The organism is Streptomyces mirabilis, from assembly GCF_039503195.1.
Classification (GTDB): domain Bacteria; phylum Actinomycetota; class Actinomycetes; order Streptomycetales; family Streptomycetaceae; genus Streptomyces; species Streptomyces mirabilis_D.
Map to the genome: position 1 here is coordinate 2,343,841 of NZ_JBCJKP010000001.1, position 22,434 is coordinate 2,366,274.

The 22,434-nt window shown below is 71.1% G+C and carries 21 protein-coding genes and 6 tRNA genes; 10 read left to right on the top strand and 17 right to left on the bottom strand.

The features are described 5' to 3' along the window. Positions 1-72: 72 nt before the first annotated feature. On the top strand, positions 73-2,463 hold the full coding sequence (locus AAFF41_RS11270; protein WP_343323911.1) for an SCO7613 C-terminal domain-containing membrane protein: 2,391 nt from the start codon (positions 73-75) through the stop codon (positions 2,461-2,463). A 10-nt stretch (positions 2,464-2,473) separates the two neighbouring features. Here AAFF41_RS11270 and AAFF41_RS11275 read toward each other — a convergent pair whose 3' ends face one another. The 7 genes from AAFF41_RS11275 to AAFF41_RS11305 form a co-directional block, all read right to left on the bottom strand. Then, positions 2,474-5,206 (bottom strand): exo-rhamnogalacturonan lyase family protein, encoded by a 2,733-nt coding sequence (locus tag AAFF41_RS11275; RefSeq protein WP_343323912.1) that lies wholly within the window; start codon positions 5,204-5,206, stop codon positions 2,474-2,476. Between the two features lie 78 nt (positions 5,207-5,284). After that, entirely contained in the window at positions 5,285-5,914 is a 630-nt protein-coding gene (locus AAFF41_RS11280) for a hypothetical protein (RefSeq protein ID WP_343323913.1), read from the bottom strand. A gap of 1 nt (position 5,915) precedes the next feature. Continuing rightward, complete coding sequence (locus AAFF41_RS11285) at positions 5,916-6,788, bottom strand: carbohydrate ABC transporter permease (RefSeq protein ID WP_319745060.1); 873 nt, start codon at positions 6,786-6,788, stop codon at positions 5,916-5,918. Next, positions 6,785-7,741, bottom strand: coding sequence for a carbohydrate ABC transporter permease (locus AAFF41_RS11290; RefSeq protein WP_319745058.1), 957 nt, complete (start codon positions 7,739-7,741; stop codon positions 6,785-6,787). The genes AAFF41_RS11285 and AAFF41_RS11290 overlap by 4 nt, the downstream gene beginning before the upstream one ends. Before the next feature lie 11 nt (positions 7,742-7,752). Further along, a complete protein-coding gene (locus AAFF41_RS11295; protein WP_319745056.1) occupies positions 7,753-9,042 on the bottom strand; it encodes an ABC transporter substrate-binding protein in 1,290 nt (429 codons plus the stop codon). A gap of 1,142 nt (positions 9,043-10,184) precedes the next feature. Further along, a tRNA-Val gene (locus AAFF41_RS11300) sits at positions 10,185-10,259 on the bottom strand. Positions 10,260-10,340: 81 nt separating this feature from the next. Next, entirely contained in the window at positions 10,341-10,775 is a 435-nt protein-coding gene (locus AAFF41_RS11305) for a TIGR02611 family protein (protein WP_343323914.1), read from the bottom strand. Between the two features lie 191 nt (positions 10,776-10,966). On the opposite strand from AAFF41_RS11305, the gene AAFF41_RS11310 reads away from it, so the two are divergent. Together AAFF41_RS11310 and AAFF41_RS11315 are read left to right on the top strand one after the other, a co-directional pair. Further along, positions 10,967-11,380 carry an SsgA family sporulation/cell division regulator gene (locus AAFF41_RS11310; RefSeq protein ID WP_003959770.1) on the top strand — a complete coding sequence of 138 codons (414 nt, stop codon included), beginning with the start codon at positions 10,967-10,969 and terminating at the stop codon, positions 11,378-11,380. A gap of 577 nt (positions 11,381-11,957) precedes the next feature. Beyond that, positions 11,958-12,515, top strand: a complete 558-nt coding sequence (locus AAFF41_RS11315; RefSeq protein WP_054230598.1) for a CGNR zinc finger domain-containing protein — start codon at positions 11,958-11,960, stop codon at positions 12,513-12,515. Positions 12,516-12,582: 67 nt separating this feature from the next. On the opposite strand, the gene AAFF41_RS11320 is transcribed toward AAFF41_RS11315, so the two are convergent. Together AAFF41_RS11320 and AAFF41_RS11325 are read right to left on the bottom strand one after the other, a co-directional pair. Next, complete coding sequence (locus AAFF41_RS11320) at positions 12,583-12,735, bottom strand: hypothetical protein (protein ID WP_168490065.1); 153 nt, start codon at positions 12,733-12,735, stop codon at positions 12,583-12,585. 144 nt (positions 12,736-12,879) lie between these two features. Beyond that, entirely contained in the window at positions 12,880-13,326 is a 447-nt protein-coding gene (locus AAFF41_RS11325) for a hypothetical protein (protein WP_319745052.1), read from the bottom strand. A 171-nt stretch (positions 13,327-13,497) separates the two neighbouring features. On the opposite strand from AAFF41_RS11325, the gene AAFF41_RS11330 reads away from it, so the two are divergent. Next, positions 13,498-14,016: a DsbA family protein gene (locus AAFF41_RS11330; protein WP_343323915.1), complete on the top strand. Its 519-nt coding sequence runs from the start codon at positions 13,498-13,500 to the stop codon at positions 14,014-14,016. A 44-nt stretch (positions 14,017-14,060) separates the two neighbouring features. Here the strand turns inward: AAFF41_RS11330 and AAFF41_RS11335 are convergent, their stop codons facing one another. The 3 genes from AAFF41_RS11335 to AAFF41_RS11345 all read right to left on the bottom strand — a co-directional run bounded on the left by AAFF41_RS11335 (position 14,061) and on the right by AAFF41_RS11345 (position 16,843). After that, positions 14,061-14,885 carry a GNAT family N-acetyltransferase gene (locus AAFF41_RS11335; protein ID WP_343323916.1) on the bottom strand — a complete coding sequence of 275 codons (825 nt, stop codon included), beginning with the start codon at positions 14,883-14,885 and terminating at the stop codon, positions 14,061-14,063. Between the two features lie 85 nt (positions 14,886-14,970). Then, positions 14,971-15,792 carry an aminotransferase class IV gene (locus AAFF41_RS11340; RefSeq protein WP_060902356.1) on the bottom strand — a complete coding sequence of 274 codons (822 nt, stop codon included), beginning with the start codon at positions 15,790-15,792 and terminating at the stop codon, positions 14,971-14,973. 1 nt (position 15,793) lies between these two features. Further along, the gene (locus tag AAFF41_RS11345) at positions 15,794-16,843 is read right to left on the bottom strand and encodes a chorismate-binding protein (protein ID WP_266645231.1); all 1,050 of its coding nucleotides are present in this window, start codon (positions 16,841-16,843) and stop codon (positions 15,794-15,796) included. A gap of 156 nt (positions 16,844-16,999) precedes the next feature. Between AAFF41_RS11345 and AAFF41_RS11350 the strand changes: the two genes are divergently transcribed. The 5 genes from AAFF41_RS11350 to AAFF41_RS11370 all read left to right on the top strand — a co-directional run bounded on the left by AAFF41_RS11350 (position 17,000) and on the right by AAFF41_RS11370 (position 17,477). Beyond that, a tRNA-Gly gene (locus tag AAFF41_RS11350) sits at positions 17,000-17,072 on the top strand. A gap of 39 nt (positions 17,073-17,111) precedes the next feature. Next, a tRNA-Cys gene (locus tag AAFF41_RS11355) sits at positions 17,112-17,185 on the top strand. Between the two features lies 1 nt (position 17,186). Continuing rightward, positions 17,187-17,258, top strand: a tRNA-Val gene (locus tag AAFF41_RS11360). A gap of 34 nt (positions 17,259-17,292) precedes the next feature. Next, positions 17,293-17,364: transfer RNA gene (locus tag AAFF41_RS11365), tRNA-Val, on the top strand. A gap of 38 nt (positions 17,365-17,402) precedes the next feature. Continuing rightward, positions 17,403-17,477, top strand: a tRNA-Val gene (locus tag AAFF41_RS11370). A gap of 67 nt (positions 17,478-17,544) precedes the next feature. Here AAFF41_RS11370 and AAFF41_RS11375 read toward each other — a convergent pair. The 4 genes from AAFF41_RS11375 to AAFF41_RS11390 all read right to left on the bottom strand — a co-directional run bounded on the left by AAFF41_RS11375 (position 17,545) and on the right by AAFF41_RS11390 (position 20,058). After that, positions 17,545-17,844, bottom strand: a complete 300-nt coding sequence (locus AAFF41_RS11375) for a TFIIB-type zinc ribbon-containing protein (protein WP_054230604.1) — start codon at positions 17,842-17,844, stop codon at positions 17,545-17,547. A gap of 74 nt (positions 17,845-17,918) precedes the next feature. Beyond that, positions 17,919-18,857 carry an aminoglycoside phosphotransferase family protein gene (locus AAFF41_RS11380; RefSeq protein WP_319745044.1) on the bottom strand — a complete coding sequence of 313 codons (939 nt, stop codon included), beginning with the start codon at positions 18,855-18,857 and terminating at the stop codon, positions 17,919-17,921. Between the two features lie 519 nt (positions 18,858-19,376). Continuing rightward, complete coding sequence (locus AAFF41_RS11385) at positions 19,377-19,583, bottom strand: hypothetical protein (RefSeq protein WP_054230606.1); 207 nt, start codon at positions 19,581-19,583, stop codon at positions 19,377-19,379. A gap of 199 nt (positions 19,584-19,782) precedes the next feature. Beyond that, entirely contained in the window at positions 19,783-20,058 is a 276-nt protein-coding gene (locus tag AAFF41_RS11390; RefSeq protein WP_060902353.1) for a hypothetical protein, read from the bottom strand. Between the two features lie 196 nt (positions 20,059-20,254). On the opposite strand from AAFF41_RS11390, the gene AAFF41_RS11395 reads away from it, so the two are divergent. Next, entirely contained in the window at positions 20,255-21,607 is a 1,353-nt protein-coding gene (locus AAFF41_RS11395) for a protein kinase domain-containing protein (RefSeq protein ID WP_319745042.1), read from the top strand. Here the strand turns inward: AAFF41_RS11395 and AAFF41_RS11400 are convergent. Beyond that, the gene (locus tag AAFF41_RS11400; RefSeq protein ID WP_060902351.1) at positions 21,604-22,422 is read right to left on the bottom strand and encodes a TrmH family RNA methyltransferase; all 819 of its coding nucleotides are present in this window, start codon (positions 22,420-22,422) and stop codon (positions 21,604-21,606) included. The two genes, AAFF41_RS11395 and AAFF41_RS11400, sit on opposite strands and share 4 nt — an antisense overlap. Positions 22,423-22,434 lie beyond the last annotated feature (12 nt).

Consider the following 22,434-nt stretch of genomic DNA (forward strand, 5'->3'; position numbering starts at 1 on the left):
CCGGGCATCTGAGTACGGCATGAGTACGCGCACTCATGCCGGAGAAGGTGACCGGGACCACACTCCCGGAATATGACCCACCTTCCGCCCCCGGCCGAGGAGTTGCGGCTCCTGGACACCGAGCTGCGGCAACTCGACGCGCGCCGGGCCCTGTTGCTGGCGCGCCGCGCCTGGCTGATCACCGCGCTCCGGCCGCCCGTGGCTCCGCCGCCTCCGCCCCCGCCCGTACGCGGGCCCGAGGCCACGGCGCCCCGCGTCCAGAACGTGCTGCTCGTTCTCGGCGGCGCCCTCCTGACCATCGCCGCGATCGCGTTCACGCTGGTCAGCTGGGGCCGGATGGGGATCGCCGGGCGGGCGCTGGTGCTGGGCGCGGTGACGCTGGCCGCACTCGGCTCACCCGTGCTCCTGCTCCGGCACAGGCTGCGCTCGACGGCGGAGGCCGTGGCGGGGCTGGGACTCGCGCTGACGGTCCTGGACGTGTACGCGCTGCACGAGGTCGCGCTCCCCGACACGAACGGCCTGGGCTACGCGGCCATCGCGTCGGCCGTGTTGGCGGCCCTGTGGACGGCGTACGGACTCGCACTGGGCGGGACGCGCCGGCCGACCGGTGAAGCGGCCACCCCCGCGCGGCTCACTCTGCGCCTGCCCCTGCCGACGGCGCTGGCCGCCGCGCAGCTCCCGCTGATCCTCTGGGCGGCCGCGGCCGACGCGGGCGCCCCCGTCGTGACGGGGGCGCTGCTGGTCACGGCCGCGCTCGACACGGCCGTCGCGCTCCGGGTGCCCGTGCGGTCCGTATGTCTCGTCGCCGCCGTGGGCGCGTACGGCCTGGGCGGCTGGGGCTCCTTCGCGGCCGGCTGGCTGTCCTGGACGGCCACCGGTCCGAGCGCCGTCGCCCGTGCGGCGGCGCTGCTCCTCTTCGCGGCGGCGATCGCTCTGGCGGCGGCGTGGCGGCTGCCGGACACGAACGTCGCCACCTGGGTCGCCTCGGCCGGCGGCCTGCTCACGGTCGCCGCGCTCGGGGGCGTCCCGCGCTCCTCGCTGCCGGGCGAGTGGACGGTTCCGGGGTATCTGGTCTGCGCCGTGGCCGTGTCGGCTGCCGTACGCACCCGGCTCCCCGAGCCGATGAGGCGTGGCCTCGCCCTGGCGGCCGCCTCGGTGCAGGCGGTCGCGGTGGTGTGGGCGTTGCCGCCGGTCGCCGTCGCTCTGCTGGGCCCGGTGGCCCGGGTGGGACGGGTCTGGACCGGGGCCCCCTCGGCCGCGCGTGAGGCGGTCACGACCGACGGCGTCCCCTGGCCCCCGTACGCGGCCACGGCCCCGCTCGTCCTCGTGGTCGTCGCCACCGTCCTCGCCGTGGCCGTCCGCGGTACGCAGTGGCGCCCCAGGGCGACGATCGGCGCGTCGGCCCTCGTCTGGGCTGCCGCGCTCGTCCTTCCCGCGGCCCTCGACATCCCCTACTGGGCCGGGATGTCGGCGCAAGGACTCACGATCGTGGCGGCGCTGGCGTACGTCGCCCGCTCGGCTGAGCCGCGCCCGGTCCTCTTCCTCCTGGCCCTTGTCAGCTCGGTGAGCCTCGCGTGCCTCTCCCTCGCCGCCGAGGGCACGACCCTCGGCGTCCTCGCCGCGCTGACCGTGCTGTTCGCCGCCGTGTCCGGGCGCTCGCGCCTCGCCCCGGTCGCCGCCCTCACGTACGCCACCGCGCTGGCCTGTGCCGTGGGCGCGTCCCTCGGCTGGCCGTCGCAGTACATCGCGCTGCTGGTCCTCGTCGTACCGGTCGTCGCGGCTCTGCTCGCGGCACGCCTCGTGGGCTCCCCCGCGCGTGTGCCCGTCGAGGTGACGGGCGCCGTCGCCGGGCTGCTCGCCGTCGGTCTCGCGGTGCCCGCCCCGCCGTTGCTGGCCCTGGTGCTGGCCCTGTGCGCGGTGATCGCCGCGGGCACCGCCGTACGGGAGGACAGGCGGGCCGCCGGTTACGCGGCCACCGCCCTGTTCGTGCTGGCCGCCTGGGTCCGGCTGGCGTGCTGGGGCGTCGGCTCCGTCGAGGCGTACACACTGCCGGTGACCGTGCCGGCGCTGCTGGTGGGGGCGTTCGGGCGCCGAAAGGATCCGCTGACCTCGTCCTGGACGGCGTACGGAGCGGGGCTGTCCGTCACGCTCGTGCCGAGTCTCCTGACGGCGTGGGTCGACCCGGACTGGCCGCGCCCCCTGCTGCTCGGTGTCGCGGCCCTCGCGGTCACCCTCGTGGGTGCCCGGCACCGGCTGCGGGCCCCGCTCGTCCTCGGGGGTGGCGTGCTCGCGCTGGACGCCCTGCACGAACTCGCCCCGTACCTCGTGCAGATGGCGGGCGCGCTGCCGCGGTGGGTGCCTCCCGCACTCGCCGGTCTGGTGCTGCTCGCACTCGGTGCGACGTACGAGCAGCGGATCCGGGACGCGCGACGCGTGCGGGAGGTACTGGGGAGAATGCGCTGACCGGCGGGGGCTACGGCATCTTGTCGCCGAGCAGTGCGAGGTTCTCGATGGCGGCGAGGCCGTACAGGGCGCTGTCGTTCGAACTGACCCAGTTGGCCTCGCTGCCGGGAACCAGCGTGACCGGGCCGCTCAGCGGCTCGGTCTTCCAGGGCGAGGACTCCATGTAGCCGTCGGAGCTGTAGAACTTCGTCCACGCGCGCTTGGCGAGCGTCGCGTCGCCGGTCTGGACGGCGGCGTACGCGTCGAGGCGCGAGTGGCCCTGGAACAGCAGCAGGGAGCCGAAGTTGGAGCCGTAGCGCGCCGCCTGTTCGGTCTTGGTGGCGTTGAAGTAGCGGCAGTAGTCGAGGTAGACCTCCTTGAACTTCGGCATGTCGACCAGGTCGATCAGCTCGGCGCACAGTTCGTTGAGGCCGAAGACGGCGGAGAGGTGCGAGACCGAGACGACCGGCGCGGAGGCGATGGCGAACCTGCCGGTGTCGAGGTCGTACAGTCCGCTGCCCTGGACGAAGCCGTTGGGCTGGGCGGCGATCGTCTCCATCGTGGACAGCACGCGTGCCTTGGCCTTCTCCGCCTTCGGGCCCTTGCGCTCCCACTCCGTGAGCCAGGCCGAGACCAGACCGCTCCAGTCGGTGCCGAAGCCGATGGACAGGGCGTGCCGGTCGGGGGTGTACGGCTCGGTGCGGATCTTGCGGATCGGGTCGAGGACGAGAAAGGTCTCGTCGGAGTCGACGTTGGCGTGCATGAGGTCGCCGACCCGCTCGTCGGCGGTGAGGTAGTAGTAATAGCGGCGGTACGTGGTGTTGGCGATGCGCTGCTGTTTGGCGCTGTCGGCGTAGTGCTGCACGCCGTGCCGGGTGCCGAGGCCCGCCCACTGGCCGAGGTGGTAGACGTCGACCTCGCCGGTGTGCCGGGTGAGCGCCTCGGCGAAGCGGAAGATGTCCGAGCGGCCCGAGCGGAGATAGGCCATCCAGAGCCAGATGTCGGGCGACAGCTCGGAGTTGTCCCAGGCGTAGCCGCCGACGTCGTAGCGCCATTGGTGACGCACGGTGTCGTACGAGTGCATGAAGTCGCCGTAGTCCCAGAAGCCGTACCAACGGCGCATCTCCACCTGGTCCTTGTAATAGGTGAAGAGGAAGTCGAGATGGTCCTCGATCTTCGCCTTGGCGGCGGTGGAGCGGTCCGGTTCGGAGAAGAGGCCGCCGAAGACCTTGGCCTTGATGAGCTGCTTGGGCGGGGCGGCGAGCTGCGGCAACACCCGTACGGCCGCGACCTGTTCGGCGAGCGTCTCGGGCGTGGGCGTCGACTCGTTGGCCCAGAAGAGGAGTTCGGAGGTGCGGGCGATGCCGTAGGGGGTGCCGAACTCGGGTTCGTAGTCCTCGTAGGTGATGTTGAGGCCTTCGAGCTGCTCGGCGTAGGTGTCCTGGCCCATGCCGTCGTGGTAGAAGCGCAGGTCCATGGGCTGCGCCTCGGGCGACCAGAGCCAGAGGGTGACCTCGGCCTCGTCGGTCGCCGCGTCGCGGATGTCGAGCTGCGCCGGGTACTTCTCCCAGAAGTCCCTGAGGCCGAAGGAGAGACCGCCGCTCGCCCCGCCGACGTAGCCGAACCCGCTCGCCCGGTGTCCACCGCCCGCACCGATCCAGCCGTGCCCCTTCTTGGTGCGCTTGCGCAGGGTGAAGCCGTCGGCGGAGAGCTGGGAGAGGGTGTAGTCGCCCCACTGGGGGATGTACTGGAGGCGGGTCGTCACCCGCTGGTCCCAGGTGGAGGGGTCGGGCAGCTTCTCGCCCGCGAACTGGGCCGCCTGCACGGCCGCGCCCGGGTCGCGGCGCAGCCCGGTGATGCCCTGCACGGCCTCCCGCAGCAGACCGGAGCCGTCGCCGCCGATGCGGATGTGCCGGTCGTACGCCGCGTCGCGCATCGGCACGTTGAAGCGGACGCCGAGGCCGCGGATGAAGTCGCCGCTCGTCTTCCCCGGCTCCTGCTTCCCGTCGAAGGTGATGGTGTGCACCATCCGGAAGGAGTCGGCGCCCGCGTAGAAGTACAGCCGGATCGAGAACGGCAGCCAGCTGCGGCTGCCCTTGCGGTGCTTGCCGTCGATGCGGACGACGGCACGGACCGGGCCCTCCTGCTCGACCGTGACCTCGGCGATGACGCTCTCGAACCGCTCGTACTTCTCCGCGCCCTGGTCCTCGTCCTCGATCTCGGGCTGGCGGATCAGCACCAGCCGGCCGTCCTTGGCGATCTCGGTGGAGCCGCGCTTCACCGATTTGACCAGGGCGGAGCCGCTCTTGCCGATCTTCGCGGTGATGACGCCCGTCGAGATGTCGATGGTGCCGCCGCTCTTGTCGACGGTCACCTTCTTGTCGGGGGCGGCGGGCGCGCCGGCGGCGAGCGTGAGCTTTCCGGAGCCGGAACTGACCGCGTGAGCCGTCCACTTGAGGGAGCCGTCCGGCCAGTACGCGATCGGCCAGGACTGCACCGGCACGTCCTTGCCGGAGGCGTCGGTGAGCGCGAAGGTCTGGTCCTGCTGGTACGCGCCCTTCGGCCAGGGCACGCCGACGGTGGAGCCGGGGGCGGCACCAAGGGCGCCGTCCTCCAGCCAGTCCAGGGTCACGGGGTCGGTGTCGGCGGCCTCGGATCTGGCGGCGGCCTGCGCGTTCGTGCTTCCCAGGGCCCAGCTGAACTGTGCGGCGGCTCCGGCGACTGCGGCCGCCTTCAGCAGGGACCTGCGGGGGATGGGGGACATGGCCTTTCCTTTCCGTGCGGGGAAGTCAGGGGCATGACAGAGCGAGGTACGACGCCGGGGCGCCGACCTGCGAGGAGCTCAGTGGCGGCGGTGGCGTGCCTCGACGGCCACGGCCGCCGCCGCGACGGCCCCCAGGACGGGGACCGCGAGCGGCGCGACGAACAGGGCGGAAGCGACCACGACGGCCAGTCCGCCCACGAGCAGGAACGAGCCGGCCGGATCGAGGACCGTACGGCGTCCCGCCTCCGCGAGCAGCGCCCGCCAGGAGGCACCGGGTTCCCAGACGGCCGCCGCGCGCAGCCCGGCCACGACGAGGCCGATCAGGGCGAAGAGACCGACGGCCCCGACGAGCGGGCCACCGGGGATGCCGGCGCGCACGGCCTGGACGTCCACCCAGACCGCGGCGGCCGCGGCCCAGCCGGCGACGCCGGCGATCCAGCCGCCCCGGACGGCGGCCCGGAAGTCGGCGACGAACTCCCTCAGGCCGCCCGCCTCGTGGGACGTACGCCGCCGCAGATGCCGTGCGCCGGCCGCGAACGCGGCGGGGTAGGTGACCAGCGGCAGCGAGGCCACCGCGATCCACACCCCGGTGAGCAGACACTCGGCGAACACGCCGAAACGCTCGACGAAGACGGATTCGCGAGGTGCCTTGCGCGCCTTCGCCCGCCTCTTCCGCTCAGCCCGCGCGCGCAGTTGGCTGGTGGCCATCTCAGCCCTTCAGTCCGGAGGTCGCCATACCGTCGATCAGGTAGCGCTGGAAGGCGAGGAAGAAGAGGAGCACGGGCAGCAGGGCGACCAGTGACATCGCGATCATGCCGCCGTAGTTGGCGACGCCTTCCTGGTCGCGGAACATCATCATGCCGAGCGAGACCGTGTACTTGCTGGGCTCGTTGAGGTAGATCAGCGGGCCCATGAAGTCGTTCCAGGCGTTGATGAAGGTGAAGATCGCGCTCGTGATGAGGGCGGGGCGGCACAGCGGCAGCACGATCGACCAGTAGATCCGCAGATGGCCACAGCCGTCGAGCCGGGCCGCCTCGTCCAGTTCGCGCGGCAGGTTCCGCATGAACTGGACCATGAGGAAGACGAAGAACGCCTCGGTGGCCAGGTACTTGCCGATGAGCAGCGGAACGTAGGTGTTGACCAGTTCCATCTTCTGGAACATCACGTACTGCGGGATCAGCAGCACGTGATACGGCAGCAGGAGCGTGCCGATCATGAGCGAGAACAGCAGGTTCCGCCCGGCGAACCGGATCTTGGCGAAGGCGTAGGCCGTCAGCGAGCAGGAGATGAGGATGCCGACGACGGAGCCGAGCGCGTAGAACAGGGAGTTCTGGAAGAAGGTCGCGATCGAGATGTCCGCGATGCCGTCGGCCAGCCCCTTGAAGTTGCCGAGGACGGGGCTGGTCGGGAACAGGTTCAGGCTGCCGATGATGTCCCGGCTGGGCTTGAACGAGGCGCCGATGACCCAGATGACGGGATAGAGGACGACCGCGAGGATCAGCAGCGCGCCGATGTGCCAGACCAGCGAGCCGGTATGTTTGCGGCTGTCGACTTCGAGGGGCTTGCGCAGGGTGGTGCTCATCGGGCGTCCTCCTCGTAGTGCACCCACCGCTTCTGGGACCAGAAGAGGACGGCCGTCACCAACGCCACGGCGAGCAGCAGCATCCAGGCCATGGCGGACGCGAAGCCCATCTGGGACTCCCTGAAGCCCTTCTGGTACAGGTAGCAGGTGTAGACGAGCGTGGCGTCCGCCGGTCCGCAGGTGGCGTTGGAGACCACGTACGCCGAGCCGAAGATCTGGAAGGAGTGGATGGTCTCCAGGAGCACGTTGAAGAAGAGCACCGGCGAGATCATCGGCAGGGTGATGCTCCAGAACCGCCGGAACGGTCCCGCGCCGTCCACCTCGGCGGCCTCGTACAGCTCCTTCGGCACCTGCTTGAGTCCGGCGAGGAAGATCACCATGGGGGCGCCGAACTGCCAGACGGTGAGCGCGACCAGGCTGTAGAGCACCCAGTTCGGGTCGCCGACCCACCCTCCCGTGTGGAAGCCGAGGAACGACTGCGTGCGGTCCACGATGGCGTCGTCGGAGAAGAGCGCGCGCCACACGAATCCGACGGAGACGCTCGCCCCGATGAGCGAAGGGGCGTAGAAGGCGGCCCGGTAGAAGGCCTGCCCCCGTCGGCTCTGCGCGAGCAGCAGGGCCACTCCGAGCGCGAGCAGCAGCTTGAGCGGGGTGCCGATGACGACGTACTTCGCCGTCACCTCGACCGACTTCTGCCACCGCGGATCGTGGAACATCGTGGTGAAGTTGTCGAAGCCGATCCACTTCGGCGAATTGAAGAGGTTGTAGTCGGTGAACGCGAAGTAGAGGGAGGCGGCCATCGGGCCCGCGGTCAGCAGCAGGAAGCCCGCGATCCACGGGGACATGAAGAGATAGCCGGCGAGGTTTTCCCGGCGCCCCCGCCGCTTTTTGGCGGCGGGGGCCTCGGGGCGTATCTCCGGGGCGTCGGGCGGAGAGTCCTTGACGAGCGTCACGACGGTTCCCATCAGGAGGCGAGGGCGGTCTTCGCCTCGGAGAAGAACTGCTTGACCGCGTCGGCGACCTTGGTCGTGCCCTGCGACATGTCACCGCCGATGCGCAGGAAGGCGGACTCGCAGGTGTCGGCGCCCGCCGGGTGCGGGGTGATGGTGCCGAGCACTCCGGCCGCGGCGACATCCGTCTCGTACTTCGCGATCGCCTGGTTGGGCGCGTCGGCCGGCTTGTAGGCGTCGAACTGCTCGGTGGTGGCGAGGATGCCCCGGTCGTAGCCCATGATCTTGCCGACCTCGGGGTCGTGGACCATGAAGTTGATGAACTGGGCGACCTCCTTGGGGTGCTTGGTGCGTGCGGAGGCGCTCAGCATCAGGGAGGCGAGGTACTGACCGGTCTGCTTGCCGTCGGTGGTCGGGATCGGCGCGAGACCGTAGGTGCTGGTGCCCTCGGCGGTGTAGCGGACCGTGAAGTTGTCCCAGGTGAACTCGGAGGCGCCGTGGGCCGCCGAGAGCGAGGACTTGGGCTTGTCCTGCTCGACCCGCTTGGGGTCGGTGACGATGCCCGCCTTGACGCGGTTGTAGCCGTCCGTCCACCACTCCGTCAGGTCGGCCTCGTCGAAGCCGAGTCCGTCCTTGGTGAAGAACGCCTTGCCGTTCTGCCGAAGGTAGAGGTCGTACAGATACATGATGCTGAAGTAGCCGGTGTCGCCGGGCAGCTTCTGGGTGTCGTGGATCTTCTTGAGGGCGGCGAAGTACTCGTCCCAGGTCCAGCCCTGCTTCGGCTTGACGCCCGCCTTCTCAAACACCTTCTCGTCGATGACAAGTGACATGGTGTTGGATCCGACCGGAATACCGAGCTGCTTTCCGTCGACCTGACCGACCTTCTCGACTCCGGCGCGGAAGTTGTCGAGGCTCAGATTTCCCGCTTCTATCTGAGGCTTGAGGTCGAGCAGGACACCTCTCTTGTCGTACTTCCGCAGGAATCCGACGGCGTTCTGGAATACGTCCGGGGGATTTCCGCCGGCGGCCTGGGTCTGGAACTTCTCCCAAAAGGCCACGTAATCCTGGAAGTCGGTCTTCACTTTGATCTTCGGGTACTTCTTCTCGAAGAGCGCGATGGACTGGTTGATCCTCTTCGCCCGCTCGTCGGCACCCCACCAGGCGTACCGGATCGTGACCGTCCCGTCCCCGGAGCTGCCGCCGTCCCCGCCACAGCCCGTCGTCGCGGCCAGCCCCAGCGTGGCCAGTGAAGCTCCGGCCGCCTTGAGGACCGTACGCCTCTCAACACTCCCGTTGTTACCCACAGTCGGGCCTCCCCGCGACGTCGTTGCCGCCTGCATGAATCGTTTCAAGTAAGCGCTTGCTGGCACAAGGTACGGAGGGCTTCCGAGCGCGTCAATGATTCGGACAGGAATTGGTGTGACGCGGTTCGGCCGCGTGGCGAGGGGTGCTGGGGGCGCCGCCCCGTCGAGGTGCCTGAATGTGCAGGTCCGGGGCGCGCGGTCGGAGTGTCGAACGGAAAGCGACAGGTCGGGCGAGCGTGGGGCCAGGCCGAAAACACCTGCCGTGCGGGTGGGGATGCGGGGGCGCGGCGGGGGCGGAGGAGGGGTGGGTGGACCGAGAGTGAGGGGGTTGGGGGGCGGGTTTCCGCGAGGGGGTGGTGGTCGAACTGGCGTACGTGCGGGTGGGGATGGTGGGGGGTGGAGAGGTGCACAGGGGGGTGGGCTTCGGGGGCTCGGGGGCTGGACGGGTCGGTCCGGTGTCCGCCCTGGTCGGCGCGGGGGCGCGAGGACGTGGGGGCGCGTCCGCGATACGGGACGGTTGGTGCGCGTCCCTACGGCGACTCGCTCGCGCTGGTCCGGCGTTCGCCCCGGTGGGCGGGACGGTGTGGGGCCCGCGACGCTGAGTAGCGATGCGGAGTTCAAGATTTCGCGGGGCAGTGCCTGCCACACGCCCGGCGCCGCGCCGCGTCGCGTCCCGGCGGCGGTGCGCGCGAGCGGCGCGGAAGGTGCGCGGCGGTCCGGCCGACGCCCGGCGTCGGAGGGGTGAGCGGAGCCGCGTGGTCAACATGGCTGCACCGCAGGGCGGGACACCGTCGGTGACGGGCGGAGTTCGGACCGAGCAGCACTGAGGGAACGGACATCTATCCAGGTCAGCGGCTTGGGAGAGGTTTGCCGCTCGCCCGGAGTCCGTGTGCGGAGGGTGTTCGGGGGTGGGGGCGGGACTGGGCCCGAGCGGGGTGCCGGCGCCGATTCCGATGGCGGCCGCGGCCGTGACTCCGGCTGCGATCCTGACGCCCGCACCGGGACCGCTGCCGGTTGCGGTGCGGGCACGGAGTGCGGTCCGTCGGTGCCGTGGGCGCGCCCTCCGGCCGCCGCGGGGTGGTGCGGAAATGACGAAGGCGACCCTGCCCACGTGGTGCGTGGAACCGGGTCGCCTGTCGTGCTGGTGGGCGATACTGGGATCGAACCAGTGACCTCTTCGGTGTGAACGAAGCGCTCTCCCGCTGAGCTAATCGCCCGGGCGCAGGGAGAACATTACCCCATGTCAGAGGGTGCTCCGACCAGCGAAGGAGCCTCCAGGAGGGACCTTCGCCCGTCGGTCACTCCTGGATGTTCCACGGCATCTGGACGCCGAACTTCCAGAGGTAGACGCCACCGAGGGCCGCGACGATGACGACACCGACACTGGTGAGGATGATGTTGCGGCGCCGCACCTTCGGGTCGAGCGCCCGCTGTGTCGCCTCCGTGACTTTGCGCTTCGTCCAGCGGAGCACCAGCTGGGCCCAGACGAACTCGGTCGCCCAGATCGCCAGGCCACCGAAGATCACCAGCCAGCCGGGGCCCGGCAGCGGAAGCATGATCACGCCCGCGCCGACCACCGCGAGCCCCACGACGAAAACACCCACCTGCCAGCTCAGATGCAGCGCACGGCGGGCCTTGATGAATTCCGGCGCCCGCGATCCGAGCCGCCCTTCGATCTTCGTCTCACCATCGGCCGTGGCGACCTCGCCCGGCTCGTCACTCCCCGTATTCATACGGCCAAACCCTACCGGAGAGAAACCGGTCACCGGAATGGCCCTATCCGGCGAACGTGCTCTCGGCCGGAAGAGTTACGTAAAGACACGCAAAACACTCAGAGGGGTTTACAACGGCACCGTAGGTGGCATGTCGATTTCGCCGACGTGCGAATCCCCGAGCGCACACTGAGCGAAAGGCCCTGGCGCTTATGAACACCACGGTCAGCTGCGAGCTGCACCTGCGCCTCGTTGTGTCGAGCGAGTCCTCACTGCCTGTACCCGCAGGACTGCGGTATGACACGGCCGATCCCTACGCCGTGCACGCCACCTTCCACACCGGAGCCGAGGAAACCGTCGAGTGGGTGTTCGCCCGCGACCTCCTCGCCGAGGGCCTGCATCGGCCCACCGGTACCGGCGACGTCCGAGTCTGGCCGTCCCGGAGCCATGGCCAGGGCGTCGTATGCATCGCCCTGAGCTCCCCGGAGGGCGAGGCCCTGCTGGAAGCCCCGGCGCGGGCCCTGGAATCGTTCCTGAAGCGAACCGACGCCGCCGTGCCCCCCGGCACGGAACACCGGCATTTCGATCTCGACACGGAGCTCTCACACATCCTGGCCGAGAGCTGACGAGACCCCCATAGAGCCGCCCGGCGCCGTCCACTCGGGGAGACGGCTCGGGCCTAAACATCTGCAATGGGCACAACCGCAAGGGCACGAACACAGGCGCCGTCGCCGCGGACTCCCGCGGGGGCGGCGCCGGTGCGCGTGGTCGACGGCAGGCCTCGACGGCCCCAGCGCCGCCGCGCGTGGCCCGGGCGGCCCTTCCTGCCCTGCCCGGGGCAAGGACGTCGACGAGAGCCGATGAGAGCCGTTGAGGGCGCCGCCCGGGGCACGGGGCGGGCACGGGGCAGGCGCCGGGTCGAGTCGGGCCGACAGGCAGGGAGGGGTACGCCCGGCGGACTCACGCGACCCACCAGGCTCAACGTCGGCCCGGACGGGGCTGAGGCTGTTCCGCAGGCGTTCAGGGTGCCGTTCGTGGCCCGTGGAACCGACCCGCGACCGACCCGCCACCGGCCCGTGACCGGCCCGCAGTCGTGGCGGACCGCGTGCAGATCGACCGCCCCCGCTCCCCCACGCCAGGAAGCCACTACCATCGGCCAGCATCGGAGGGCGCCCGCCCGACCCCCAGGCCATGGAGCGAAACGTGCTGATCACCCACGACACCCGGCGCTCCCTCGACGCCGTGGTGGACCTGGTGAACACCGCGGCGGAGAACGACACGCCGGACGGGCTCGCGGACGTCGCGTCCCTCGACGAATTCGTACGAAAGCACGGGATCAGTGATGTCGGCGTGCTGTCGGAGCAGGACCTCGCGGCCGTACGCGAGGTCCGCGGCCGGTTCGCCGGAGTCTTCGCCGCCGACGACCCCCGTACCGCCGCGGGCCTCATCAACGAGTTGGTCGCCGTCGCGGGCACCACTCCCCGGCTCACCGACCACGACGGCTACGACTGGCACGTGCACTACTTCGCGCCGGGCGCCTCCGTCGCCGACCACCTCGCGGCCGACTGTGGGATGGCGCTGGCGTTCTTCGTGGTCGCCGGAGAGCAGGACCGGCTGCGGCGCTGCGAGGCCCCGGACTGCCGGCACGCCTTCGTGGATCTCTCCCGCAACCGCTCGCGCCGCTACTGCGACAGCCGGACCTGTGGAAACCGGCTCCATGTGGCGGCGTACCGGGCGCGCCGCAAGGAAGCGGCGGGCTGACGGACGCTGGACGCGCGGCGGGCTGACGGAGCCCTCGGCGGGTGACGCCAGGGGCTCCGCGTACGGCTCAGAGCAGCAGCAGGTCGTGCAGCGAAGCCATGAGCAGCAGACAGCCGATCACCGCAAGGAAGATCATCAGCGGTGGCTGGGAAAGCGCGTAGAGACAACCCCGCGGCTCCTCGGGAGGGGCGGCGGTGTCGCTCTGTGTTGTGTCCAGCATCTCGCGGCGATGATGACGCAGCCACGACCCGCTCAGCGATCAACACGCCCGGAATGACCGGGAGTTCGCCAATATCCGCGATGAGCAGGCACGAACGTGATCGTTTCCGCGCTCTCCCATGATCCTCTGTGTCGTTTCAGTCCGTCATATGCCGCGCTTCTTCAAGATCGCCTCGATGTCGCTGAAGTCGTCCTCGGAACCCGTGGCCCGGGGTGTCGTCGCGGGCCGGGCGGCCGGACGGGAGCCCTGGCTCAGCGAGGGCGCCGAGGACGCGGGGGCAACCGCCTCCCGCCGAGCGGCCCGGGCGGCCGCCTTGCGTTCCTTCCGGGTCCCGCCGCCACGCCGCTCCACGGCCCGCGTGGTCATGAACAGCAGCCAGGCCACGCCCAGCACACCGAAGCCCGCCCATGCGGTGGGGCTGAAGGCGGTGTCGGCCAGCCAGCCGACGACTCCGGTCATCACCAGGCCGACCGGCACCAGCGAGTAGGCGGCGATGCGGGCGGCGGAGAGGAACCGCTTGCGGTAGGCCGTGACCGCGGCGATGCCGAGGCCGGCCGCGGAGACGGCGGAACAGACAGTCTCGGCAATCATCCGGTCCTCCAGGGCAGGGCTCGGCAGAGCGGGTCGGTTCGTCCCTTCCATCCTGCACCGCCCCACGCCCGATATGCCATGCTCCGGGCGGACCTCAGGGACATCTCCGGGTCGGGGTCCTCCCCAGGTCCCGGTTGGGGCACCGTCGGCAGGGCTGGGAGACTGGGTGCCATGAACGACTCCTCCGCAGCCCGCGCCACCGCCGTCCTGGACGTCTGGTGCGAACTCCAGTGCCCCGACTGCCGCAGCGCCCTCGCCGACCTGCGCGCGCTGCGCGCCCGCTACGGCGACCGTCTGGAGCTGCGGCTGCGGCACTTCCCGCTGGAGAAGCACAAGCACGCCTTCGCCGCCGCGCAGGCCGCCGAGGAGGCCGCGGAGCAGGGCCGGTCCTGGCCGTATGTCGAGGCGGTCCTCGACCGTGTCGAGGAACTGGACCGCAAGGGCGAGCCCTTCCTGATCGAGGTGGCCCGCGAACTCGGTCTGGACGCCGAGGAGTTCGACACCGCCCTGATCGACGGCCGGCACATCCTGATCGTCGACGCCGACCAGGCCGAGGGCAAGGCCATCGGCGTGACCGGCACCCCGACGTACTTCATCGGCGGCGAGCGGCTCGACGGCGGCAAGAGCCAGGAGGGCCTGCGCGAGCGCATCGAGGAGATCGCCGACCGCCTGCTGGCCGAGGACGCGTAGCCCTCGTTCTCGCGAAGTGGTTCGGAGCGGGTTCTCGTAGTGGTTCAGAGCAGGTTCTTGTAGAGGTAGTACTCGCTCGTCGTATAGCCGAGTGACGCGTACAGCTTCTCCGCCGGGGTGTTCCCCGCGAACACGTTGAGGCCGATGCGGTCCCTCCCGCCGGCCACCGCCCGGGCCTCGGCCAGCAGCATCAGGGTGCGCCCGTGGCCGCGGCCCCGGTGCTCCGGGTCGGTCTCGACCCCGAGCACGAAAGCCGCGTCGGGCCACAGGCCCAGCCACAGCGTGCCGACCGGGGTCCCCTCGTGTTCCAGGACGCTGAGCACCGTGTTCTCGCTGGCCAGTCCGTCCGGCAGGAACCGGGCGAGCCCCTGGTCCGTCTTGCGGTACGCCTCGGCCTCGGGCACGCCGCGCTCGATCTGCGAGCCGGCGAACTCCTCGCGCTCCTTCGCCAGCCAGGGCACGTACTCGGCCTCGGTCATGGGCCGGGCGACACTGCCGGCCGGCAGTTCGGGGCCCGGGCCGTCCAGGGGCTTCGTCATGACGCGGTTGCTCAGCACGTACCCGAGCGTCGTGGCGAGCCGGAGCACACCGTCCGCGTCCCCGGGCACCGACGTCTCGACGCGCTTGCAGCCCCAGCCGCGGGCCACCTCCTCGGCCGCGAGCGCGGCCACCGTGCCCCGGCCGCGCCCCCGGTCGGGTTCCTCGACGTACAGTTCTCCGACTCGGGCCACGGTGGGGCCGTACTCCGGATGCGTGGAGAGGCGGATCCCGCCCACGGGACGACTGTTCACGCACACCTTGTAGCGGCGGGACAGCGCCCCGTCGGCTCCGCGCTGAAGCGGCTCGGTCGGCCGCAGGGTGGTGGTCATCAGGGGTGTTCTACCCGTCCCGTGCCCCGTCGTCATCCTGTTTTGCCGTCATCCTTCTTGCGGGCCGACGTGCCACGCGCGACCTCTACGGGTCGAGGTCGTTTCCGGCCCGCTCCTCGAAGACGCGCATGGCCTTGGCGGTCACCGGGCCCGGCGCGCCCGGGAGTTGGCGTCCGTCGACCCGGTGCACACCCTGCACGTCCCGCAGCGTGGACGTCAGGAAGACCTCGTCCGCACGCTCCAGGACATCCAGTGGAAGATCGGTCTCCCTGGCGCCGGTCCACTCGACGGCGAGCGCGCGCGTGATGCCGGCGAGACAGCCGGAGGCGACGGGCGGGGTGTGGATCTCGCCGTCGAGGACGACGAAGACGTTCGACCCCGTGCCCTCGCACAGCTGCCCGATGGTGTTGGCGAACAGCGCCTCGCTCGCGCCCTGTTCGCGCGCACGGGCCAGGGCCACGACGTTCTCCGCGTACGAGGTGGTCTTGAGGCCGGTGAGGGCGCCGCGCTCGTTACGGGTCCAGGGCACCGTGATCACGGCGGTGGAGTCGGGACGGCGGGTGGACTCGCCGAGGGCGACGAGCAGGGTCGGGCCGTGTTCGCCGCGGTCGGAGCCGAGCGGGCCGTAGCCGCCGGTGTACGTGATCCGCAGTCGGCCGAGCGGCATCGGGTTGGCGTCCAGCACGGCGACGCAGGCACGGCGCACCTCGTCGAGGTCGGGTGCGGGCAGCCCCAGGCCGCGCGCCGAGCGTGCCAGCCGGTCGAGGTGGCGGGTCAGCGCGAACGGCCGCCCCTCCACCGCCTTCACGGTCTCGAAGATGCCGTCGCCCACGGTCAGTCCGTGATCGAAGACGGAGACGCGGGCGGACTCCATGTCCTGCAGACCGCCGTCGAGCCAGATCTTCACGTCAGAGAGTCCTTCCACTTTCGTACGCGTCTCCGTACTGTCCCGACGCTACCGCGAGCAGCCTGGCGGCCTTCAGCTCGGTCTCCTGCCATTCCCTTTCGGGGTCGGAGCCCCAGGTGATGCCGGCGCCGGTGCCGAAACGCAGGACGCCTTCGGCGCGGTCGTGCCAAAAGGTGCGGATGCCGACGGCGAGCTGTGCCGTGGCGCGGTCGGCGTCGACCCAGCCGATGCCGCCGCAGTAGGGGCCGCGGGGTGCGGTCTCCAGAGCCTCGATGATGGTCAGGGCGCTGGTTTTGGGGGCCCCGGTGACGGAGCCGGGCGGGAACGCGGCGGCCAGCAGTTCGGGCCAGCCGGTGTCGGCGCGCAGGTGGCCCCGCACGGTGGAGACGAGGTGGACCAGCCCGGGGTGCTTTTCGACGACGCACAGGTCGGGGACGGTGACGGTGCCGGTGGCGCAGACGCGGCCCAGGTCGTTGCGCACGAGGTCCACGATCATGACGTTCTCGGCGTGGTCCTTGTCGAGGAGGTCGGCCTCGGTGCGTCCGGTGCCCTTGATGGGGCCGGATTCGATGACGGGGCCGGTGCGGCGCAGGAAGAGTTCGGGGGATGCGGTGGCGATCTCGACGCCGTGGCGGGGCAGGCGGATCGTTCCCGCGTAGGGAGCGGGGTTGCCGCGGGCCAGCAGCGCGGTGAGGGCGTCGATGTCGGCGTCGGGGGCGAGGGGTGCGGACAGGACGCGGCAGAGGTTGGCCTGGTAGACCTCGCCGGCGGCTATGTGGGCGCGGATCCGGCGTACGCCGGCGGTGTACGCGGCGTGGTCGAGGGAGGACGTCCAGTCACCGGAGGTGGGTCCCTGCCACTGCCCGGGGACGGGGGCGGGCACGGGTTCGGTGCGTACGTCGGCGAAGCGGGCGCAGACCAGGCTGCCCTCGAAGTCGGCTGCCACGGCCCAGAAACCGGCCGAGTCCAGGGCCGCGGGATCGCTGGTGACGTCGAGGAGACCGGTCGCGACGAGGCCACCGAAACGGGCGAGAGGAGGGAGGTCGAGCACGCAGTCGAGTCTAGGTCGGGTGACCTGTGGGTGCCCTGACCGTGTCCTTTGCCGGACAGACCGCAGCACGCTGCGCAAACGCGTTTTTGTGCTGGCCCGGGAATCCGCTAGAGTTCAACACGTCGCCGGGACGCGCAAGCCGAACGGAAACGACACGCGGACGTAGCTCAGTTGGTAGAGCGCAACCTTGCCAAGGTTGAGGTCGCCAGTTCGAACCTGGTCGTCCGCTCGCAGGAAGAGGGGGATCATCCCGAACCCCCACACTCCTGGTGGAGTGGCCGAGAGGCGAGGCAACGGCCTGCAAAGCCGTCTACACGGGTTCAAATCCCGTCTCCACCTCCAAGGACGATTAGCTCAGCGGGAGAGCGCTTCCCTGACACGGAAGAGGTCACTGGTTCAATCCCAGTATCGTCCACTGGTCTGCAAGGACCCGATCCATCCGGATCCCCGCGCGATTAGCTCAGCGGGAGAGCGCTTCCCTGACACGGAAGAGGTCACTGGTTCAATCCCAGTATCGCGCACGCAGTACGCACCACCCGCACCCTCTGCAGGGTCACCTGCGCGATTAGCTCAGCGGGAGAGCGCTTCCCTGACACGGAAGAGGTCACTGGTTCAATCCCAGTATCGCGCACCAGCCGAAGCCCCCGGCCGTCTCGCACGGTCGGGGGCTTCGTCGTGTCAGGTCGTTCCTCCGGTCGTGCTCAGGAGGAGAAGAGCATGTGGCCGAAGCTCTTGTGGCGGTGGTGACCGCCGTAGTGACCGCCGCCATGGCCTCCGTGTCCGCCGTGCTGCGGGGCGCCCCACGCGGGCGCGGGCGCCGAGGGGTAGGCCTGCGGGGCGGGCGGCGGCGGCGCGGGCTGCGACCACTGGGATTCCACGCGGCTCAGCGCCTCCAGCTCGCCGTAGTCGAGAAATATCCCGCGGCAGCCGCTGCACTGCTCGATCTGGACGCCATTGCGGTTGTACGTGTGCATCGGCGCATGGCACTTCGGACACTGCATGCTCGGCTCAACTCCTCGCCGTTCGGTACCGCTTCCACCAGGACAGACACTGTCCGGCCTCGAACGGTTGCACCCTACGCGGTCGGGCCCTGCGCCAACTCGGGCGGGACGGCTCCCATTCGGTCACAGGCGTCGATCACGGCCTGCTGCACCTCGTCCAAGGGGCGTTCCTCCCCCACGGACTTGGCGATCGCCAGGGCCGCGGTCTGCACGGTGAGGGCGCGGGCCGCCACGTCCAGGGCGGGCCAGGGGTCGCCGTCGGCGGGTACCGCCGGGCCGCCGGCACGTTGGTAGGCGGTCAGGAAGCGGGTCCACTCGTCGGGCGGGAGCAGGCCGCAGGCGTACCAGGCGGCCGGGCGGGCCAGGTCCCAGGTCGGGACGCCCACGCCGAGGTCGTCCACATCGATGAGGAGCCAGGGGCCGGTCGGCGCGGGGTGGCGCACGAGCTGGCCGAGATGGAGGTCTCCGTGGCAGAGGGTCCCCGCGGGCGGCATGGGAGCCTCGGCGCGGGCCCAGGCGGGCAGGGCCGCCCAGGCGCGCAGCACCGGGGCGGCGGCCGGGTGCGGGCCCGTCGTCCGCAGCCGGGCGATCGCCCGGGCCGCCTTGGCGGGGCCACGCATGGGCGGCAGGCCGTCCGGCGCGGGGGTCCGGTGGAGGCGGGCCAGCAGGGTCGCGGCGGCCTCCCAGGGAGCGGCCTCGGGGGTCTGCGGGTCGACCGGGGTGCCGTACGGCCAGAAGGTGACCAGGCGGCCGTGGAGGTCGACGGGCTTCGGGCGCAGCGGGGCGAGGAGGATGCCGGTGAGGGCGGGGTGTGCGGCGAGTTCGAGACGGCGAGCAAGTTCGGCGGGGTCCGTGCCGGGTGCGTGGGCCTTGGCCACGGTGTCGCCGTGGCGGACGACGGTGCCGTCGCGGCGGTCGGCGAGGACGGAGTCGTGGTGGGTGCAGGGGGTGCCGGCGGGGTGGGCCGCGGTGCGTGCCCCGGCGGTCAGGGCGGGAAGCACGTCTGCGGTCACGGGGCCCCCTGGGGTGTGCGGTCGGTACCTCGCGAGCGTACGTTCTCCGCTCCCACGGCCCCCTTCCAGTCCCCTTCCCGTTCCCGGGACTCCGAGCCCGGATCCCCGGGTGGGTTCGTCGGGTGCGGGTGGGTGGGGGCCGGTCGCGCAGTTCCCCGCGCCCCGGGGCCGTGGGGCTGCGCCCCACGGCCCCGGTCGGCCTGAACGGCCTCGTCCTCACACGCCGGACGGGCTGAGGATGCGGGCAGGGGTGGGTGGGGCAACGGTCTCCCGCCTCGCCCGTAAACGCCGGACAGGCTGAGGGATGCGCGCGGCGCCTCTCCAGGGGCGCGGGCAACCGCGCGGTCAGCCCCCACCCGCCCGCGGTCAGGGAACCTGGCTCCCGCGTCAGGGCAAGACAATGCCCGCGCAGCTCCCCAGCTGCGCGGGCATTTGTGCCGTCCGCCGCACCCCCGTCCCCACGGGGTTTCATGGCCGGATGTCCCCGCCCGGACCGCTCTTCCGGGCCTGGGGCGCCGCTCAGCGCCCCAGCATCACGCCCACGGACGACGCTTGTGTGACCACCGCGTCCCAGCCGCCGAAGACGACTACGAGCAGGGCCGCCAGGGGAAGGACCATCGCTGTCGCCACCAAGGGGTGGCGCTGACCCTGACGACGCGGGCGGAACGCGGCGCTGTACGCCTTGCGTCCTGTGCGGATCGCCGTCCGCGGTGCCGTGTGGGCCATGGTCCCTCTCCTGACCGAGCATCTATGTGGTTGGGCAGCGGCGGGTGTCTGACCTCGGGGGACGAGTGCTGCACCCGCCGCTTGACCTCAAATCTATGGGTGCGGGGGCGATCGGTCGTCATGCCCTCGTACCGATTGCCGGGCCTCCCGGAGGATGAGCGATGACCTGCGGTGTACTCCCCTGGGTGGAGATGAGGACCTAGGTCTCAGGGTCTTCCCGGAGGGGGCGTCCGGTGTGCCCGGACTGTTCCGAGCTGTCCTCCCTCGGCACCGGCTGCTCGACCAGCGCCAGCACCCGGGTCGCCATGAAGCGGGCGGTGCGCACCACTGATCCGCTTCGGGTGACTTCGCTCACTTCCACCACCCCCCGGCGCACCGCGGTCTCCACTCTGCGACCCGCCCTGCTCGCCACCACCTCGTACGTACGCGTCGTGTCCCCGGCGTCCACCACTATCTCCACGCGATCACCCTTCACAGGTTCAATCCCCCTTCCGCGACGGACGGTTGGGATCACGGGCAGCTCAAAGCAGCCGTGTTCTCGCAGTCCCTGACCGTCTTTCAAGTTTCCCACCCGGCACTGACAATCGATCGGGCCGTGAGGGCGCGGCCTCTGCGCGCACCCGGCCGCGGAAACGTAAGCTGTGGCTCGTCAAACGGACCGGGCAGCGGGGATGGACATGGCGATGATGCGCCTGAGGCGCGAGGACCCGCGTGTCGTCGGCTCGTTCAGGCTTCACAGACGGCTCGGCGCGGGTGGAATGGGCGTGGTCTACCTGGGTTCCGACCGCCGTGGCCAGCGGGTCGCGCTGAAGGTGATCCGACCGGATCTGGCGGAGGATCAGGAGTTCCGGTCGCGGTTCGCCCGCGAGGTCTCGGCGGCCCGGCGGATCAGGGGCGGCTGCACGGCGCGGCTCGTGGCCGCCGATCTCGAGGCGGACCGGCCGTGGTTCGCCACGCAGTACGTGCCGGGGCCCTCGCTGCACGACAAGGTCGCCGAGGAGGGCCCGATGTCGGCCGCCGACGTGGCCGCCGTCGGGGCCGCGCTCTCCGAGGGGCTCGTCGCCGTGCACGAGGCCGGTGTCGTGCACCGGGACCTCAAGCCGTCCAACATCCTGCTGTCCCCGAAGGGGCCGCGGATCATCGACTTCGGCATCGCCTGGGCGACGGGGGCGAGCACCCTGACACACGTCGGTACGGCGGTCGGCTCGCCCGGGTTCCTCGCGCCCGAGCAGGTGCGCGGCGCCGCCGTCACCCCGGCCACCGACGTGTTCGCGCTCGGCGCCACGCTGGCGTACGCGTCGACCAACGACTCGCCCTTCGGACACGGCAGTTCCGAGGTGATGCTGTACCGAGTGGTGCACGAGGAACCGCAGCTGCACGGGGTTCCGGACGCGTTGGCTCCGCTCGTCCGCGCATGTCTGGCCAAGGACCCCGAGGAGCGTCCCAGCACGCTCCAACTCTCCTTGCGGCTCAAGGAGATCGCGGCCCGCGAGGCGCAGGGCATGGCGGACGTCCGCCCGCCCGCGCAGCGCAATGATCCCGACCGGCCGACGGGGCGCCTCGCCGAGCAGTACGCCGAGCAGCCCACCCAGCGCCGCCCGCAGGGCACACCGCCGCCGCGCACGGGCGGCACCAACGGGGGCTCACGGCCGCCGCAGTCGGGCGCGCGACCCGCGCCCGCCCGGGGTGGCGGACGCTCCGGCAGCAGGCCCGTGCCCCGCAGCGGCGCCGGGCGTCCCGCGCCCCGGACCACGGGGACCGGACGGCGGCCGGCCAATCCGCGACTGCTGCGTCAGCGGCTCTTCGTGTTCGTCGTGGTGACGCTGCTCGTCGCGCTGGGCATCGCCGCGGCGCAGGGCTGCCAGGGGCCGGCCCGCGGGCTGGACGACGGGGGTACGCGCAAGGACGTACGCCAGGGGCAGTCGTCGTACGCGCCACCGTCCGGCGATCTGATGGCCGCGCAGTACCGGAGCCGACCGGACAGGCCCTGGGGCCGGGTCCAGGTCGCTGCGGAGCCGGTCTAGAGCTGGGGGCGGCCCGTCGCGACCGCGTAGAAGGCGACCGCTGCCGCCGCGCCGACGTTGAGCGAGTCGACGCCGTGGGCCATCGGGATGCGGACCCATTCGTCCGCCGCCATCAGGGCCTTCGTGGACAGGCCGTCGCCCTCCGCGCCCAGCATCAGCGCGACCCGGTCCATCCGGTGCGGGGCCGCCTCGTCCAGGGACCTCGCCTTCTCGTCCGGGGTGAGGGCGAGCAGGTTGAAGCCGGCGTCACGGACCGTCTCCAGGCCCTTGGGCCAGGTCTCGAGACGGGCGTACGGAACCGAGAAGACCGCGCCCATCGAGACCTTCACGGAGCGGCGGTACAGCGGGTCCGCGCAGTCCGGGGAGAGCAGCACCGCGTCCATGCCGAGGGCCGCGGCGGAGCGGAAGATCGCGCCGATGTTGGTGTGGTCGTTGACCGCCTCCATGACGACCACCCGGCGCGCGGACCGCAGGAGTTCCTCGGCCGTCGGCAGCGGCTTGCGCTGCATGGACGCGAGCGCGCCGCGGTGCACGTGATAGCCGGTCACCTGCTCGGCGAGCTCCGGGCTGACCGCGTAGACCGGGGCCGGGAGTTCGTCGATGACATCGCGCATGACGTCGACCCACTTGGCGGACAGGAGCATCGAGCGCATCTCGTACCCGGCGTCCTTGGCGCGTCTGATGACCTTCTCGCCCTCGGCGATGAACAGGCCCTCGACGGGTTCGCGCTTGCGGCGCAGCTCCACGTCGGTCAGGCCCGTGTAGTCACGCAGACGCGGGTCGTCGGGGTTCTCAACGGTGATGAGATCGGCCACAGGGTGATACTG

Coding starts and splice junctions, on each gene's coding strand:
- AAFF41_RS11270 (WP_343323911.1), top strand. CDS start 73: ATGACCCACCTTCCGCCCCCGGCCGAGGAGTTGCGGCTCCTGGACACC.
- AAFF41_RS11275 (WP_343323912.1), bottom strand. CDS start 5,206: ATGTCCCCCATCCCCCGCAGGTCCCTGCTGAAGGCGGCCGCAGTCGCC.
- AAFF41_RS11280 (WP_343323913.1), bottom strand. CDS start 5,914: ATGGCCACCAGCCAACTGCGCGCGCGGGCTGAGCGGAAGAGGCGGGCG.
- AAFF41_RS11285 (WP_319745060.1), bottom strand. CDS start 6,788: ATGAGCACCACCCTGCGCAAGCCCCTCGAAGTCGACAGCCGCAAACAT.
- AAFF41_RS11305 (WP_343323914.1), bottom strand. CDS start 10,775: ATGAATACGGGGAGTGACGAGCCGGGCGAGGTCGCCACGGCCGATGGT.
- AAFF41_RS11310 (WP_003959770.1), top strand. CDS start 10,967: ATGAACACCACGGTCAGCTGCGAGCTGCACCTGCGCCTCGTTGTGTCG.
- AAFF41_RS11320 (WP_168490065.1), bottom strand. CDS start 12,735: ATGCTGGACACAACACAGAGCGACACCGCCGCCCCTCCCGAGGAGCCG.
- AAFF41_RS11325 (WP_319745052.1), bottom strand. CDS start 13,326: ATGATTGCCGAGACTGTCTGTTCCGCCGTCTCCGCGGCCGGCCTCGGC.
- AAFF41_RS11330 (WP_343323915.1), top strand. CDS start 13,498: ATGAACGACTCCTCCGCAGCCCGCGCCACCGCCGTCCTGGACGTCTGG.
- AAFF41_RS11335 (WP_343323916.1), bottom strand. CDS start 14,885: ATGACCACCACCCTGCGGCCGACCGAGCCGCTTCAGCGCGGAGCCGAC.
- AAFF41_RS11375 (WP_054230604.1), bottom strand. CDS start 17,844: ATGCAGTGTCCGAAGTGCCATGCGCCGATGCACACGTACAACCGCAAT.
- AAFF41_RS11385 (WP_054230606.1), bottom strand. CDS start 19,583: ATGGCCCACACGGCACCGCGGACGGCGATCCGCACAGGACGCAAGGCG.
- AAFF41_RS11395 (WP_319745042.1), top strand. CDS start 20,255: ATGGACATGGCGATGATGCGCCTGAGGCGCGAGGACCCGCGTGTCGTC.